The organism is Eubacterium sp. AM05-23, from assembly GCF_003477535.1.
GTDB lineage: Bacteria > Bacillota > Clostridia > Eubacteriales > Eubacteriaceae > Eubacterium > Eubacterium maltosivorans.
In genome coordinates this window covers 101,940-118,114 of record NZ_QUDF01000002.1, presented here as the reverse complement: position 1 = coordinate 118,114, position 16,175 = coordinate 101,940, and the positions used below count along the sequence as shown (strand labels likewise).

Genomic DNA, 16,175 nt, shown 5'->3' with positions numbered 1-16,175 from the left:
TTAATACAGAACAGTTAATCGTTGGAGGTAAGCGCGTTTGAAAACTAAGAAAGACACGATTGAAGAGGCATTGGAGCGAGAGAGTCTTCCCGTAAAGGCAATCGAACGCATTGAGGATGTCTGCATCCACGTCGTTGACAATACAGGCAAAATCGTCTGCTATTCCAAGGGCTGTGAAAAGATCGAGAACATGAAGCATGAGGATGTTATCGGGAAGGACACCCATACGCTCTATAACTATGTTGAAAACGAGTCCATGCAGGATTATGTGTTAAAAACTGGAAAAAAGGTTCAGGATGTTCATGTCAAATATGAGTCTCCCTCTGGCAAGCTGGCCGATGTGATCAGCAGCACCTATCCGGTATTTTCAACCGATGGCCAGAAAAATGTGGAGGCTGCCATCTGCATTTACCGGGATATCTCGGACTATATGCACATGGCAAAAACCATCGACAAGCTGCAGAACGACTTAAAAAACCAGCAGCTTAAGGACAACGGCACCCAATTTACCTTTAAGGACGTGGTCGGCTCCAGCGTGGCGACGCTGGAATGCGTGCGGCAGGGTAAAATCGCCGCCCAGACCAACGCCCCTATCCTGCTTGCTGGTCCCACCGGCACCGGTAAGGAAGTCTTCGCACAAAGCATTCACAATGACAGCAGCCGTGCCCACAATCCTTTTGTGGCGATCAACTGCTCTGCCATTCCTGAGAATCTGCTGGAAAGCACCCTCTTCGGGACTGTCAAGGGCTCCTTTACTGGCGCGGTGGACGCTAAGGGCCTGCTGGAAACCGCCAAGGGCGGCACGCTGTTCTTGGATGAAATCAACTCCATGAACATGACCCTTCAGTCCAAGCTGCTGCGCGTACTGGAAACGAAACGCTACCGCAAGGTCGGCGGCAACAAGGAGCTGGAGATGGATGTCCGGGTGCTCAGCGCCCTGAACCAGGACCCGCTGGAGGCCGTGGATGAAGGGCGGCTTCGCTCTGACCTTTACTACCGCCTTGCTGTTTTTTCCATCACCCTCCCCAGCCTGACTGAACGGCGCTCCGATATTATGGAGCTGGTGCATTCCTTTCTCTCCTCCGAGGCGGTGGCCATGGGCAAGAGCCTGTACCAGGTTTCCGACGAAGCTGCCGATATGCTTCTCGGCCACGACTGGCCCGGAAACATCCGCGAGCTCAAGCATACCGTCACCCACGCCATCTACATGGCCCAGCATCAGGACACTGTGCTGACCGCCGACCTGCTGCCGTCCTACATTAAGAAAAATCATACCGAAAAAAAGCTGCATGACAAATTTCTGGCCGACCGCGAGAATGATACCGACCTGAAGTCAACCCTCAACCGCATCGAAAAGCAGATTTTAAACGAAGTGCTGACAAACAATGACTTTAATATCAGCAAAAGCGCCAAGGAACTGGGCATTTCGAGGCAGAACCTGCAGTATAAGCTAAAAGTCTATCAGATCAAACAAAACGGCTGAAAACAGTCTTTATTCTAAAAACAGAGGTATACGTTGTTTCGGCGTATACCTCTGTTTTTAAATTTATTTCGCGAAATCGACCACCGCGCAGTTTACAGTCTCGAATCCTGCATTGGTGGGCAGGTGGGCGCTTTCCGGTATCTGGATGAAGGTGACGTTATCCTTTTGGGCGGCCAGATGCCTGAAAAAATCCGCTGGACCGTAGATATCGCCCTCGGCCTGCAAAATCAACATGGGTACCTCCAGGTTTTCCATGGCCTGCTTTTCATCGGCCTCGTAGATCTGCTGTCGGAGCGTTGTGAAGCGGGAGCCCCCGAAGATGGACGCGTAATAAGCGTGGTAGATATCTGCCAGGCTGAAATCCGGGCTGTAGAACACGCGTACAAAGTAGCCCATGAGCCGTGTGTTGGCAGACAGATCCTTCCAGTAAAACATCCGGCTGGTTTTGAGGGTCACCATCTCCTCAAGCTTTGAAAAGCCCTCGAGATCGTTGCGTTCATAGCTCTCCTCGAGCACTCTTCTGTCCCAATAAGACATATCCTCTGTTTTCAGCGCCTGAAAAGCCATCTCCTGCGCGTCCTTCAGACTGGTGATGGGCCCAAGATTAATGATTCCCGCCAGGTCGCCGCCTACGGTTTGGGCGGCAGAAACCGTCAAAATCGTTCCGTTGGAGTAGCCGAACAGATAAATTTTGCGGCCGGGATACTGTGCTTTCATGGCCCTTACCAGGTCGCAGGTCATGGCGACCTGGCGCTCAAGTGTCACCGACTCTGTATCGTCTGTAAAATTTTTCCCGCAGCCCCAGCAGTCCCAGTACACGACCAGAAAATGCTCTGTGAGCTCTGGCGTGTCGCCCCGGTAGCCAGTGCCGTAAATAATGGGGGACTGGGGACCACCGTGCAGCATGATGAGTACCGGCAGGCCCTCCCTTTTTCCCTCGACGAGCACGCTCTGCTCTTCACCGTCCAGTTCCAGTGTCTCTAGCCGGCTGACCGCGTTGTTCTTAACCGCACGGTCATAAACCGCCCGCATGGCGATCGCGCGGCTGATTAAAAGCACTGTGGCCAGCAGGGCAAGCGCCACCGCTGTAAATTGGACAATCTTTAAAATTTTACGCTTTTTTTCCATTTTCTGCAAAACACCCTTCTCACAGGTCATATTCCTTTAAAAAGCCGCGTATCTGCCGGATGTAGCTGTCCGTTTTCTTAAACAGCGAACGGTGGTGCGCGCCCTTAAAAAGCACCAGACTGGCGCCGGGAATCCACGCTGCCATCTGCTGGGTATGGCCGGTCCGGATAAGGTCCTTTGTTCCCGCCAGCAGAAGCACAGGGCTGTCGATCCGGCTCAGCTCCTCCTCAGAAAGCCGCGGTGACCAGCCCATGAGTCCGTACCGCTGCGTGCGGCTCCCCACCGGGATGCCCAGCTTTTCAAGGAAGCTCCAGAGTCGGTACTGAAGCCTGATGAACAGGTAAGGCAGGGCGCGCATTCCCCTTGGATGGACATTTCCGCTGACTGCAATGACAGCCCGCACCCGGTGCGGCGACTGGACAGCCAGCTCCAGAGCGATATTGGCACCGTCGCTGAAGCCGAGGACAACGGCAGAGGGCAGGCCCAGCCGATCCATCACAGCCAGCACATCCTCTGCCATCAGGCCCGTGGTCAGCCTTAAGGGGCCGGTGTCGGAGCGGCCGTGGCCCCGGCTGTCGATCAGGACGATCTGATAACGTGGCAGAAAATAGTCAATCAATCCTCTGAAATCCTCCTTGTCGCCGCCGTTGCCGTGGAGCATGATAAGCGGCATCCCGTCCCCCACGGTCTCGTAATGGATGCCTGCGCCCCGGTTCCACACCTGGCCTCTGTTATCCTTCATTTGGCTTATCTTTTTTCATCTTTCCCTGGACAAAGGACCGGGCATAGTCGATAACGCCCTGGGGATTCTGGATTTTTATGATGGCGTAGGCCATCTTAGGCGTCATGATTCTGGGCATGAAGGCAAAATAGCCTGGCACCCAGAAGGGATTGTACTTGACCTTTGCCCGGTAAAGCTCCTTGAATCCATAGACCTCGTTGAGGTTTTCGTAGACAAATTCCAGCAGCCTGGTGGTGGTGCTGTCTGGCTTTCCCTCCTCGGACAGGTTGGCCAGGGGCGCCAGGCCCATGGTCGCCCAGTGAATTCCCTCGTCCTTAAATTTCTGAAAGGCCTCGACCATAATGATCTCATTGACGCCCCGGGGCGCGTCCTCTGTCCTTCTCGTGACGTCTGCGTAATAGCCGTCCATGCCCGCAAAGGGTACAAAAACGATAAAACCGACCAGCTTTCCCTCGGCGTTCTCGGCGTAAAAATAGCGCTTGTCCATAGGGTTATCCAGGCCTACGCCGCCCAGAGTAAAGGACAGCTCCCCGCTGTTTTTGCCTTTGAGCCAGTCATTCGAAACAGCGTCGATGGCCTGCTCGATGGCCTCGTCCCTTTTTTCGAGGGGCCTGTACTCGTGCACGGTCACGCCTGCCTTGGTGGCCTTGTTCACATTGGCCCGCACCTTGGCAATTTTTCCGCCCTGCATGGTAAATTCGGTCAGGTCGAACCGAGCCTCCTCACCGCATTTGATGGCACCGAAGCCGAGCCTTTTATAGTCCTCAAGATAGCAGTCGGTGATGCCCATAAAAACCAGGCTGAAAGCACTGTTTTTACAGAAGTCTCTGAACTCCTCAAGCAGCGCAGGAAAGTCGGCGTCGGCACAGATGGGGTCGCCGCCCACGACCACCACATCGTCCACAACGCCGTAGGCCACAACACCGTCTACATTCTTCCCGAAATACAGGGTCTTGTCATCCTCCAGCGTCAGGTATGAAAGCGGATTCTGTCCATACTTCTGAACCAGCCGTCTGGCGTGCTCAAGCCCACTGCTGGTAGTTCCTCTTTTTTCCAGAAAGGGCTTAACCGCAAAGCCAAGCGCGACAATGATACACACCCAGCTGAACCAGAAAACAAAAGTGTTAAATTCCGGGTGCGTAGCCACACCGGCGTCCTTCACGCTGCCTGCAACAAAGATTACCTGAAAGGTCTGGAGCAGGCACTGTCCAAAGCTCAGGCCGCCTGACGGGTCAAAGATATTGGTATCGTCAAAATAGATGGAGGACGCGCTTAAAAAGATAGCGTACAGCCCCATAAGAACGAAAATAATGCCAACCCCCAGCGCCCTTTTGTCCGACGCCCGGTTAAAATCTCTGGCAAAAATCAGCAGCACCACCAGCACCAGCGCCTCAAGGACAATGATGAGAACCCCCACCGCATGGTGTGCCCGGAAAAGGTGGCCTGCCATGTTAATGCCGAGCAGGGCAACAGTCACGATCCATGCCACCCGCTTTCTCTTGTACAGGTTGTAGGTGGTTACCAGAAGCACCACAGCCAGGACTCTCTGGACCAGCTTGCGGCTGTTGATCACATTGCTGACAACCTGCTCGAGGGCCGGGTTCGGGATAAAACTGAATACCAGCAGCACCAGTGACAGAGCAAAGGTAATACCCACAGCGACATTGATCATCTGGTTCCGGTTATTAAAGGTCATGCTCATGCCCGTGTTTCTCCTTCCTGGATCGTCTCCTTCTCATTTAAGACAACACTGATCGTATAAAGCACCGGAAGAGCAGCCACCACAAAATCAGAGGCGTCCAAGGTATCCACCACAAATAAAAAGGCGTAATACATGACCAGCACTACAAGGATTCCAAACCCGATCCTCCCGCAGCGTCTCAACTTCTCCTTCCCAAGGGCCGCATTTCGAAAGCCCATGATACCGGCAACAATACTGGCAACAGCCAGAACAAGGCTGAAAACCCCCATGGTCGCCAGAAGCTCAGAAATCTGACGCGCGCCAAGCTCCACATCGTTCACTGCCATCCGCATGATGGTAAACCCGCCAAACTCAAGAAAAGCTGCCAGAACCATCACGACGCCAAACAGGATCACCAGCACTGAGCTAACCTTCTGAAAGTTGATTCTTCTCTGTTTTGTCATTTTCCAACTCCTGTTAAATAAAATTTCTGCTGCGCTTATACTTATACCCATTTTTCTACGAAAAAGAGGTATACGCTAAAACGACGTACACCTCTATATATTGTGTTTTTTTACTGACTATATTTTATTTTCCCTATATCTTGCAATCACTGGCTGACAGCCTTTTCCATGAGGGATTCAGCCTTTTCAAAGTCGACCTTCAGTCCCGCATGCCCCTGAAGATAGAGATCGCCCAACAGCTCAAGGGCGTCCGGAACGCCAAAATGCGCCGCGGCCTTCACCCAGTCCACCACGGTCTTTACATTATTGGTGGCAAAACGATCCTCGGGCGCCTGGCAGATTTCGTACTGGCAGTAAACACTGCCCAGCTCAATGCCCTTATTTAACCATTTTTTGGCGCGGAACATACCTGTTTTTCCGCTGACATAACGGCCGTAATAACGGTAAAGCGCATAGGCGGCCTCGGTAAACCCAGCGTTCATGGCTTCGTGGTAAAGCTCGCAGGACTCGGCGTTGAGGTTGACGCCGGTTTCCGAACAGGTCATATACTCATGGGCCATGCCGGCATAAAAGAATGCCGCACCGTTTCCAGATTCCGTCGCCTTTTTGAACCAATACAGGCCTTCTTCTGCACCCACCTTTGTGCCCCAGCCCAGAAAGTACATTTTTCCAAGCAGCACCTGGGCGGAGATATCGCCGCTCGCGGCCAGATCCGATACATTTTTAAACACCTTTGCGCCATGGCTGAAAAGCAGCTTCTCAAAGCCCTCCCGGTCTTTGGGGTCCGGCAGGGTATTATAGTGAATGGCTTCTGCATTTAGTTCATTCTGAAAGCTTGCTCTGAGCACATCGACATAACGATCCTTAAAGATAACGCAGAGTGTCTTGTAGTCATTTTCCAAGGTCTCCAGAATTTTTTCATTGTCCCACTGGCATCCGATCATCTCATCCAGGTTATGGCCGATGACCTGACCATCAAGATAGTAGGCAGAATTGACTAACCGCCAGAAATAGCTGTAGCTTTTACTTTCCGGATCATAGACCACACAGGCATAATCCAGTAATCTTTTATATAATCCTATGACTGCTTCACTGTAGATTTCGACCCATTCATCCATCGTATAAGTGACCAGTGCATCCTTTTTTTCTTCAGCCGCCATTTGCAAACTCCTTAATTTATCCATACTGTACGCATTATTTTATATTATATCAATTTTTCTGAAAAACGGATACTGTTTTCAGGAAACTTAATAAAAATTAATGAATTAGCAGCCCTTTATTCTTCCTCGGAACGATCCTTAAATATTTCCGAATAAGAAATAAAATAATCCTTATAAACGGTCACCTTAATCCGCTGAGGGCTGTCATAGATGACCGGAATCCACGGGTTTTTCACAAAATTATAGGAAAGGATCACCTGCTTAACCGGGTCGATCACCCAGTATTCTTTTACACCGGCAGCCATATAAATGTTCATTTTTTCAAGATAAGCGACTTCCATGTTTTCTTTGGACGCGATCTCTACCACCCAAGCTGGAAAGCTCTCATCCTTAATCTGCATGGCGATCTCCGGCCTTAAAATAGTATTCGGCAGCACTTCCGCGTCGATCACGAGCGGGTCGTGGGGCATAGCCAGCTTGTCCAGCGGCCTGTGGGTCAGCACATACCTGCTGGAAGCGGCGTGCAGATAGCGTACGATATCCTTATGCGCTTCATCAAGCTCTGGTTTTTCATAGGCCACGCCGTTAATGATCTCAGAGTTTTCACCCTTCAGGGCATCCTCATTACCTTTTTCCAATCTTAATAGTCTTGTCATATTGATTCGCTCCTTAGTATTGATACCTTGCTGAATTATTATCATTTCGGTTTATTCATTATAGCATTTTCTATCAAACTATTATACCAAATTATGGATGCTTTTAACATTAAATGCTACAGATCTGCTGATTGTCTCTGACAATCAGGTGGAAGACAAATGTTATCGTGAAGGGACAAAGCGTTAAGAAGAGGCCTGTTAAGTTGAAAGTTGATAGTGCATAGTGGATAGTTATGGTACAAATCTGCCACTGGCAGATTTGATTTCTAATCGCTTTTACGTTAGCAAAAGCGTTCATAAACTATCAACTGTCAACTATCAATTATCAACTATTTTTCAGGCTTCCTCCTTAATCCGGCTGATTTCGGATTCCAGTTCTTTTTTCAACAGGATGAGCTGGATCAGATCTTCCTGCTCGGAGAGCTCCTCGAAATCGCGCTCATAGGCAACGGCCTTGTCGGCCTGGTCGAGCTTGTATAAATTGTCGATATTGTCGAGAATGCTGTTAACTGTGCTTGACTTCATCTTGAACAGCTTCTGGGCCTGCTGAATCTCGTCACGGATAGCAGACATCTCCTGATCCAGCCCGATGACAGAATCAGCAGTATTGTGAAGCCGGGTCTTCAGGGCTTCCGGCAGTTTTTCCTTGTATTTATAGCTGAGGGAGTGCTCGATGATGGACCAGAAATTCATGGCCAGAGTGCGAACCTGAATCTCAGCATAGATTTCTCTGTAACCCAGGGCACAGAAAACCGGATAGCGGATGATCAGGTGATAGCTCTGGTAGCCGCTCTCCTTGGGCGTTCCCCTGCCCGATTTCAGACTGGACTGGTCCTCACCCTCCATATAGTTTTTGACATCCACAATGTGCATATCCTTCCCATCGCGCTCGTGGATAATATCGACCACCTCATAAATGTCCTCCACAAACTGGCAGATAATGCGGATGCCGGCAATATCTTTAATATTTGTCTCGAGATCTTCGACGTCAAAGCCGTATTTATTGATTTTTTCAAGAATACTTGAAACGGTTTTCACCCTACCTCGAACCGACTCAATGGGTGAATTCTCTCCCAGCGTCATCGATTGGTTTTTCAGGCTGTTAAATTTCAGGACCAGCTCATCCACCGCCTGCCGGTAGGGAATGAGAAACTCCTGCCAGTATTGTGTACTCAATACAATCACCTCTGGTTTCACTACTTCATAACAGACTGCCGGAAAAACGGATTTCCCGGCAGTCTGTTATCTTATCTATTTTACAATAACGGGCGCCATTTTGCACGTATTATTTCCTGTTTTTCATGAAAATTTTTACCCTGCCATACGCCCTCACAGCGCATACGCTCCTCCAGACTTTCTTTGATCTTCCACCAACTGGTGTTCCAGTTGGTGATGATGCTGTCCGCCTCCGGCGCCCGGCCAATAATGCGCTGAACGACCATATCCGGGTTTAAATGCGTCAGAAATAAAATACAGCGCTCAATGTATTCTTCCTTGGGAAAAAGGCTGATTTCGCCTTTTAAATACATGTCCGCAAGGGCCGTGCGCCGCTCCACATACAGGGCGTGGCATTTGACAAAATCCGACCCCGCCGCCGAGACCACGCCGGCGGTTTCCACCACGTCGTCCCGGTCGTCCCATGGCAGGTCGAGGATCACATGGGTACAGAGCTGAAGCCCATAGCCCTTGACCGCCGCGGCCGCCTCGATATAGTCGGCCAGGCTGTGCCTGCGGTTCAATATTTTAAGGGTCTTGTAGTTGGCGGTCTGCAGGCCCAGCTCAATGGACACGTCCAGCTGTTTTTCCTGCTGGAAGCGGCTTAAAAAATCCAGCTGCTCACCGCTTATGCAGTCCGGTCTAGTGGAGATGGCCACGCCGGCAATGCCCTCGCCGCTGCCCACTGCCTCACGCACCCAGCGTTCAAGCTGCGGTGCGCTGCAGTAGGTGTTCGTAAAGCTTTGAAAGTAGGGAATAAATAATTTTGCCTTATAGCGTTTTGCAATGTAGGCCCGGTTTTTTTCCACCTGTTCGGCTACGCTCAAAGCGTCGGACAGGGTCTCGTTGCCGCCGCCCTTGGCGCCGCAGTAGATACAGCCGCCCTCTCCCGCGGCGCCGTCGCGGTTTGGGCAGGAAACCGGCACGTTAACCGGAAGCTTATAAACCTTACTACCGTAACGCTCTTTGAGCCATTGTGAATAAACCCTGTAAAGCGGGTGCTCTTCCATAATCGTTCCTCCAATTTTTGACAAAATAAAAAAGACGCCCGCAGTCTTACCAGCAAATTCTGGGAGCGCCTCTTCATTTCTTACAGATAATTTTTCACGCAATCTGGAACTGTGCTCTCTTCGCAGCTCAGGCTGAGCACAAATTTGATATCCTGTTTTTTCTGGATTTTATCCAGTTTTTCAAGGATTCCGGAAATGTCTTCCGGACCATCTGCATCAAGAATTCTCAGTAAATTATCGATATAAACAACATCGACGTCATAATTTCCGGCGATTACTCCACTGATAAAACCGTAAAGCTCATCTTCCCCTTTAATTTCAAAATCCTCGGAATTAATAAAACGAATTTTGGTATCAACAGTCACTCTGTATTTGTCTCTGTCGTTGATGAACAGGATATCGCCCTTTGCAGAACCAACCTCTGCGTTGGCCATATCGATCATTTTTTTAGTCTTTCCGCTTCCCTTTGCTCCATATACAAATTCAATCATTTAAGACACCTACTTTCTATGTTGTTATTAACATTATACAGGTGAAAACGATAAAATACAATCCCTTTTCGCCATATTTTAATTATATTATTTTCACAAATAAGAGAAAATATTTTACCACATCTCCACTTTAATTTTCTCACATTAATCTTAATCTGAGCTTGCAAATGTTTATAATACCGAAAACTTTTTCTTCTGTCAAGCCTTATATTTAAAATGCCCTGCAAAATTCGAAGACTCTGCAGGGCCTCGGCTTTTTATAAAGCCGTTTTTAATTCACGCGTTTTCTGTAAACTGCGCAGCCGCCAATAATCAGGGCCAGAAGCGCCAGGCTCAAAAGCGCGGCGTACTGCGGCTGGACGATGACGCCTGTGTTCACGCTGCCCGCCTTGGCCGTCGTACTGCTTTCGTCCGCTGGCGGTGTGATGACACTGCCGCCGGTTTTATCGCCGGGCTGATCCAGGGTGTCTGCCGCTGTGGCGGAGAACACGCGGTGCGCCTCGTTTGTGTTGGAGCCAGCCAGCACATAGAAGTGGCCGCGGTAGGCCGTGGAAGCCGGCGTAATCAGAGCGCTGTCGGCCGCCCGTTTACCGTAAACCTCGAGAGTGTTGCCGCCAGAGGCCAGGGTGTAGGTGTCGGCATTGTTCAGTGTATTGACGCCGCCTGCCAGCTGGTATCCTCCCTTAACCGCAGCGCCGGCAAAGCCATACTGCTGTTCCTGGGTGACGCCTGGCTGCTCGATGATACGGGTACTGCCGTCTTCTGTCACCAGCTCAACATCCTGCACCGCGCCCAAGTTCCAGCCCAAGGCAAAGCCGCCGCTGACCAGGTACTCACCGTTCTGGTAAGCTACCTGAGGGCTGATCCGCCCTGTTTTCAGCGTGATTCCGGTATCTGTCAGCGCGCCGGTTTCCACATTCAGCTCGTAAACGGAGGTGGCGTCGGTGCTATCACTCATATTTAACCCGCCGAACAGCAGCACGCGGCTGCCGTCGTTAATTATGCCGGGAAGCAAAACCTTACTCAGCGCAGCGGTCTGATCTTCACCATATTCCAGCATCTGCCAGTTGCTGCCGTCGTAGAGTGCAAAGTAAATTTTGTTGCTGGTCAAATCCGTCCCATACACCAGCAGCCTGCCGTTCCAGGTGGTTCCGACAATGTTGGTGACAGGGGCAGGCAGCGCCACTGTGCTCCAGCTCTGCTTTTCAGGATCATACCGCCAGATCACATCGGTTGTGGTATTGCTGAGCAAATTGCTGGCAGGCAGGTAGTACAGGCTGCCGTCATAGCCCACCAGCTGGCCGCCGTCCATATTGTAGAAGGCTTCGTCCTGGGGCAGTGGAAGGTTTGTCTGATCGTAGTAGACAACGTCCGTTCTGGCGCCCAGCTCAAAGCTGTCCTGGCCTTCTTTCCCATCGTTTTTGACCACGATCTGGGTCATGCCGCCCCCAAAACCCTCAGGCTTTTCGACGGTGAGCGTGGTCTTGCCATCGGCTGTTGTCTTTGTCTCCTGAACAACCGCATCGCTGCCGCCCAGGGTCACCGCAGGCGTACCACCAAAGAAGTAGCCCTCAACGCTGACCGTATTGCCGTCCTCAATGGCGCGGTTGATGACCGGGTAGGGATCGCTGGCCTTGGACAGATCCACCTGTCCGCCGGAAACACAGAGCGCTGTAAAGGCGTCGTCCCGTTTTACGCTGCCCACAAGGCGGGCCGCCAGGTTTGCGGCGCTCTGATCCGGATATTGGCTTGCCATGACCGCGGCCGCTCCGGCGGCAGACGGACACGCCATGGAGGTGCCGTCCATATAGATGTAAGGCTGAGCGTCGTTCCCGATGCCAAAGCTGTCCAAAACCACGGTGCCCGCGGCAAGAGCAGGCTGCAAAGAACCATGATGGGCATTAATCTTACCTGTTTTCAGGCTGATTTCAACCTTAAAATGGTCATAATCTGTATTGACAGGCAGTTCTCCGGAAAAAGCGGCCCAACCGCCGTAAACGCCAGACGCCTGCTCACCGATGGCAGTCATCTGTTCGTTTCCGTCCTCCCCGATGGTGCGAACTCTGACCGCCATTGCCACCATATCCACATTCTCATTGTCGAGCACTGCGGCCCGGGCGCTGAAATAGCGCTGCCCGGACGTGTCAGCCTTCACCAATTGGGAGAGATCCAGCGGAGCGCTCAAAATCGTCTGTCCATCCACAGATACGTCTGTCTGAAGGCATCCCGGTCCGTCGTAATAGCTATCAGAATCGCTGACAAGCTGTGCGCCATCAAACTGCCAGTAATGATCCTTGTCTTCAAAGTTTTCATAGTAAAGACGGTTGGCGTCAAACTCGGCAAAATACTGTTCGGCGCTCACCAGGCCTGTTCCGGTACTCTGGTTCTGGTGGTAGGTGGACAAAATCCGGGAACCGGGGGCCATGACGTCGGTCACGCGCTGCCCATAGCAGCTGAAGCCCGAGCGGCGTCCCTGATAATCGGTGGCATTCACGGTCACTGCGTAGGAGTTGTCCTTGAGGGCAGCGGCCATAAAGCTGGTGTTGTCAATGTCCAGATCACTGTTGCCTGAAGCAAAAACCGAGATGGCTCCTGCCTCGCCCAGGGTTTCCACGGCCCGGCTCAGGGACTGTGACTGTCCGGCAATGCCCCAGGAGTTGCTGACAACGCGCAGGTTCACGCCCGCGCCGCAGGCCTGTACCATATAGTCGTAGCCCTTTAAAATGCCCGCCGTGTCATCAGGACGCTTGACGGCCATGATCTGGGTGTCTCTGCCAATGCCGGACACGCCGATATCGTTCCACTCGGCGCCGATAATGCCCGCGCAGTGGGTGCCGTGGCCGTTGTCATCGTCGTTGATATCACCGTTGTCCTCTGCCGGGTTGTAGCCGTGAGGGCCGCCGGGCAGCCCCACCGTATTAGTCCACATTTTTCCTGCCAGGTCCGGGTTGTCGGCATCCACGCCGCTGTCAAACACGGCCACTACTACAGGATCGGTAGCGGAAGCGGCGGTGTTCTGGACCTTCCAGGCGTCATAGTTCATGTCAAAGCCTGGCGTGCCGCCAAACTGGCCGCTGTTGTCAAAGCCCCACTGGTAGTCTGTCATTTTATGGGCATTGCGGTTCACATCTTCAGCTTTGATAACCTTAGCCGGCTTCTCAGCGGCGTCTTCATCCGCTTTGGCTTCGGCTGTATTCCCATCGCCTTCGGGCTTTTGAGGCTCGTCCGCCGTCTGGGCAGCTTCCTCGGCCTTTTGGCTCTGGCCTGCCCCGGCGGCTTCCCGGGCTGTCTCCGGCGCAGTGTTTTCATCCATGGCCGAAAACGCCTCTTCGAGGCCCTCCGTCAGGGCCGCGTCATCGGTGTATTCCTCTACCCGGTAATTGGGCTCGGCAAAGACGACCTGATCGTAATTCTCAAGCTCAGCGATCAGCTCGGCCGTGGTTCTGCCTTCCCCTTTAACCAGGGCCAGCACCTGGCTCTGGGAGGCGGCGCTGCGCAGGCCAAAGGTCTGCGGCTGGGCTCCGTCTGTATCGCCGCTGTCCACGGTCATCAGTACTTCGGCGTTTGCCAGAAGCTCCGGAACAGCGCTCCGGCTCCGCATGCCGGCCGCAGACGTTTCCATACACACGATGGCTTCGCCCTCAATATAGTCTCCCGAGAGAGGCTCCGCAGTGCCGCTGTTTTCTGCCAGCGCCGCGGACGGCAGGGCGGTGAAAACCAAAAGGCAGCACAGTAAAAGTGCAGATAGCTTTTTCATTTTTTTCTCCTCCTACTTTCATTTTTAAACTCTGGCACTATTATATCATAAGGGCCTCTCTAATCCATAACCATTCGTCACGAGTTTTGACCGTTCATCACTTTTTTTAAAAATATTCTAAATATTGAATGGCTGCCTGTCAATTATAAATTTTGATTCCTGAAAATCTGAAATTCTGTTTGATTAAGGATATTTATCGTTAATTTTGTTTTAAAGGTTCATAAAGTATGCTATAATCCATCTAGAAGTATAAAAAGTGAGGTCAGAAATTTGGAATCCATTAAAGAGTACAGTGAACTAGTGAGCCTTTTCGATAAACAACTGCAATTTGCCCAGAACATCCAAAAGAAAATTATCCCGCAGCCCAGCGAATTTGTATCGGATACGTATCACCTTTACGCGATGCTCAAGCCCTTCCGCAAAGTCGGCGGCGATTTTTACGATTTCCATAATCTGGATGATGACAAGATCAGCCTGATTCTGGCCGACGCTACCGGACACGGCATCGACGCGGCCATGATTACCAGCATGGTCAAGCTGATTTATTCCTACGCTATGGAAAACGAGCTGGTGCGCGAGCACCCCAGCATGCTCCTGGAACGCATGGAGCGCGACATTGAAAAGCAGCTGACATCCACCTATTTCAGCGCCTTCGCGTTGGTTCTGGACCCCGGCGCAGGCACGCTGCGGTACGCAAATGCCGGCCATCCCTCGGCCATTCTGGCAGGCGACGGCATCACACTGCTCAAACCAAGCCTGCCCCTTGTGGGGCTGCACCAGCTCATGTCGAGCATTAACTATCAGGACATTACGGTTCCATTTAAAAACGGTGATAAGTTTATCATCTTTACCGATGGCCTCATCGACGCGCAGAATACCAGCAACGAGCTTTTCTCCATGGAGCGTCTGACTGGCATTGTAGAAAAACACAGAACCCAGCCCATCAACACCATCTGCCAGGAAATCCTGAGGGAGTACAACCTGTTTACCGAGGGCACCGACGATATGGACGATGTCTGCCTGCTGGGCATCGAGTATGACGACTAAGCATTTATGACAAAATTCTGAACAAATATTAACAATTTATGACGATTCGCTGTTTCTAATGGAACTCTAATAAAAGCCAGCTAGAATAGACTTAACCGAAACGTAAGACTATGAAGAAGGAGGCGGAATCAGATGAATCGCAGCAAAAAAGTTTTAATCCTGACCTGTTCCCACGGATCAGGCCACAAGATGGTGTCCGCAGCCCTGAAGGATGCCTTTGAACAGAAAGGCTACACTGCTGTTGTTCGTGATCTGTTCAATGAGACCAACCGACTTGTCAATACCATTATCGAAAAATCCTATCTTCTTTCCTATAATATTGGCAGCAGCTTCTATAAGAAAATGTACTACGATATGGAAAAGGACGCCCACAGCAAATTTATATACAGACTCTGGACACTGACCGAAAAAACCCTGTTGGACATGGTGGACGAGATCCATCCTGACTGCATTGTTAACACCTACCCTTATACGGTATCCTCCATCCTGAAGCAGGCCCATTATCCGGACATCCCGGTTTACACAGTGGTTACAGACTTCTGCATACCGGCTGCCTGGCAGCATGAGGACACCGATAAATTTTATGTTGCCTGCCAGAATGTGGAAAACCATCTGATGGCCTACGGCATTCCCCCAGAGCGCATTTTGAAGACCGGGATTCCGATCCGGGAGGCCTTTTACGGCCACTACGACCGTCACCACCTCCAGGAAAAATACCATCTGGACCCAGACAAACGCACCCTGATCATCTGCGCCGGCACCTACGGTGTGGTCAAAAACCTGAAAGCCATCTGCGAAAAGGCAGACAGCCTGCATAACCTTCAGACCATTGTGGTCTGCGGCAAAAACAAATCGCTTTACAGGGAGCTGTCCGCAGTGTCCTTTAAAAATACACAGATTTTTGGCTTTGTCTCAGACATCCACGAGCTCTACTGCTGCGGCGATTTTATGATGACCAAGCCTGGCGGCATCACCCTGAGCGAAGCGGTGACCACCCGCATGCCGCTGATCCTGCACAACCCGGTGCCGGGCCAGGAAGGCGAAAACGCCGAATGGTTTAAAAAATGCGGTGCGGCCATCATCACCCACACCACCACCGAGCTGCTGGTGGCCATCGAGGCCCTGAAGGACAATGAGGTCAAACAGTACGCCATGAAGAGCGCCCTGCGCAAAATGTATTACGGCCACTCAGCCGAGCGCATTGTCAGTGATATTCTGGAGCAGCTGCCGTTCTCCGAACCGGTGCTGCCCTTTGAGGAAACCTCGCTTTTCCTTTTAAAAGAAAACTAAAAAAAGAAAGGCTGGAGCCATGCTCCAGCCTTTCTTTTTAGAGTGTAGACA

At 51.4% G+C, this 16,175-nt stretch carries 13 protein-coding genes; 3 read left to right on the top strand and 10 right to left on the bottom strand.

The features are described 5' to 3' along the window. Nucleotides 1-37 precede the first annotated feature (37 nt). Nucleotides 38-1,483, top strand: coding sequence for a sigma 54-interacting transcriptional regulator (locus DW091_RS02800; protein WP_118517353.1), 1,446 nt, complete (start codon nucleotides 38-40; stop codon nucleotides 1,481-1,483). A gap of 63 nt (nucleotides 1,484-1,546) precedes the next feature. Here DW091_RS02800 and DW091_RS02795 read toward each other — a convergent pair whose 3' ends face one another. The 10 genes from DW091_RS02795 to DW091_RS02750 all read right to left on the bottom strand — a co-directional run bounded on the left by DW091_RS02795 (nucleotide 1,547) and on the right by DW091_RS02750 (nucleotide 13,787). Next, the gene (locus DW091_RS02795) at nucleotides 1,547-2,611 is read right to left on the bottom strand and encodes an alpha/beta hydrolase (RefSeq protein ID WP_158577812.1); all 1,065 of its coding nucleotides are present in this window, start codon (nucleotides 2,609-2,611) and stop codon (nucleotides 1,547-1,549) included. 19 nt (nucleotides 2,612-2,630) lie between these two features. Beyond that, nucleotides 2,631-3,353, bottom strand: coding sequence for an alpha/beta hydrolase (locus tag DW091_RS02790; protein ID WP_118517351.1), 723 nt, complete (start codon nucleotides 3,351-3,353; stop codon nucleotides 2,631-2,633). Then, nucleotides 3,343-5,055, bottom strand: a complete 1,713-nt coding sequence (locus DW091_RS02785) for a DUF2156 domain-containing protein (RefSeq protein WP_118517350.1) — start codon at nucleotides 5,053-5,055, stop codon at nucleotides 3,343-3,345. Before DW091_RS02785 ends, DW091_RS02790 begins: the two co-directional genes overlap by 11 nt. Next, entirely contained in the window at nucleotides 5,052-5,498 is a 447-nt protein-coding gene (locus DW091_RS02780; protein WP_058695515.1) for a hypothetical protein, read from the bottom strand. The genes DW091_RS02785 and DW091_RS02780 overlap by 4 nt, the downstream gene beginning before the upstream one ends. A gap of 146 nt (nucleotides 5,499-5,644) precedes the next feature. Next, on the bottom strand, nucleotides 5,645-6,658 hold the full coding sequence (locus tag DW091_RS02775) for a tetratricopeptide repeat protein (protein ID WP_058695516.1): 1,014 nt from the start codon (nucleotides 6,656-6,658) through the stop codon (nucleotides 5,645-5,647). A gap of 116 nt (nucleotides 6,659-6,774) precedes the next feature. Beyond that, nucleotides 6,775-7,314 (bottom strand): Uma2 family endonuclease, encoded by a 540-nt coding sequence (locus tag DW091_RS02770; RefSeq protein ID WP_058695517.1) that lies wholly within the window; start codon nucleotides 7,312-7,314, stop codon nucleotides 6,775-6,777. A gap of 336 nt (nucleotides 7,315-7,650) precedes the next feature. Continuing rightward, the gene (locus DW091_RS02765; protein WP_074616585.1) at nucleotides 7,651-8,490 is read right to left on the bottom strand and encodes a GTP pyrophosphokinase family protein; all 840 of its coding nucleotides are present in this window, start codon (nucleotides 8,488-8,490) and stop codon (nucleotides 7,651-7,653) included. Nucleotides 8,491-8,570: 80 nt separating this feature from the next. Next, nucleotides 8,571-9,641 (bottom strand): TIGR01212 family radical SAM protein, encoded by a 1,071-nt coding sequence (locus tag DW091_RS02760; RefSeq protein WP_317985593.1) that lies wholly within the window; start codon nucleotides 9,639-9,641, stop codon nucleotides 8,571-8,573. Then, entirely contained in the window at nucleotides 9,620-10,030 is a 411-nt protein-coding gene (locus tag DW091_RS02755; RefSeq protein WP_013381967.1) for a hypothetical protein, read from the bottom strand. Before DW091_RS02755 ends, DW091_RS02760 begins: the two co-directional genes overlap by 22 nt. A gap of 271 nt (nucleotides 10,031-10,301) precedes the next feature. Next, nucleotides 10,302-13,787, bottom strand: a complete 3,486-nt coding sequence (locus tag DW091_RS02750) for a S8 family serine peptidase (protein ID WP_118517349.1) — start codon at nucleotides 13,785-13,787, stop codon at nucleotides 10,302-10,304. A gap of 270 nt (nucleotides 13,788-14,057) precedes the next feature. Between DW091_RS02750 and DW091_RS02745 the strand changes: the two genes are divergently transcribed. Beyond that, nucleotides 14,058-14,834 (top strand): PP2C family protein-serine/threonine phosphatase, encoded by a 777-nt coding sequence (locus DW091_RS02745; protein WP_207741489.1) that lies wholly within the window; start codon nucleotides 14,058-14,060, stop codon nucleotides 14,832-14,834. A 132-nt stretch (nucleotides 14,835-14,966) separates the two neighbouring features. After that, nucleotides 14,967-16,124, top strand: coding sequence for a glycosyltransferase (locus tag DW091_RS02740; protein WP_118517348.1), 1,158 nt, complete (start codon nucleotides 14,967-14,969; stop codon nucleotides 16,122-16,124). Nucleotides 16,125-16,175 lie beyond the last annotated feature (51 nt).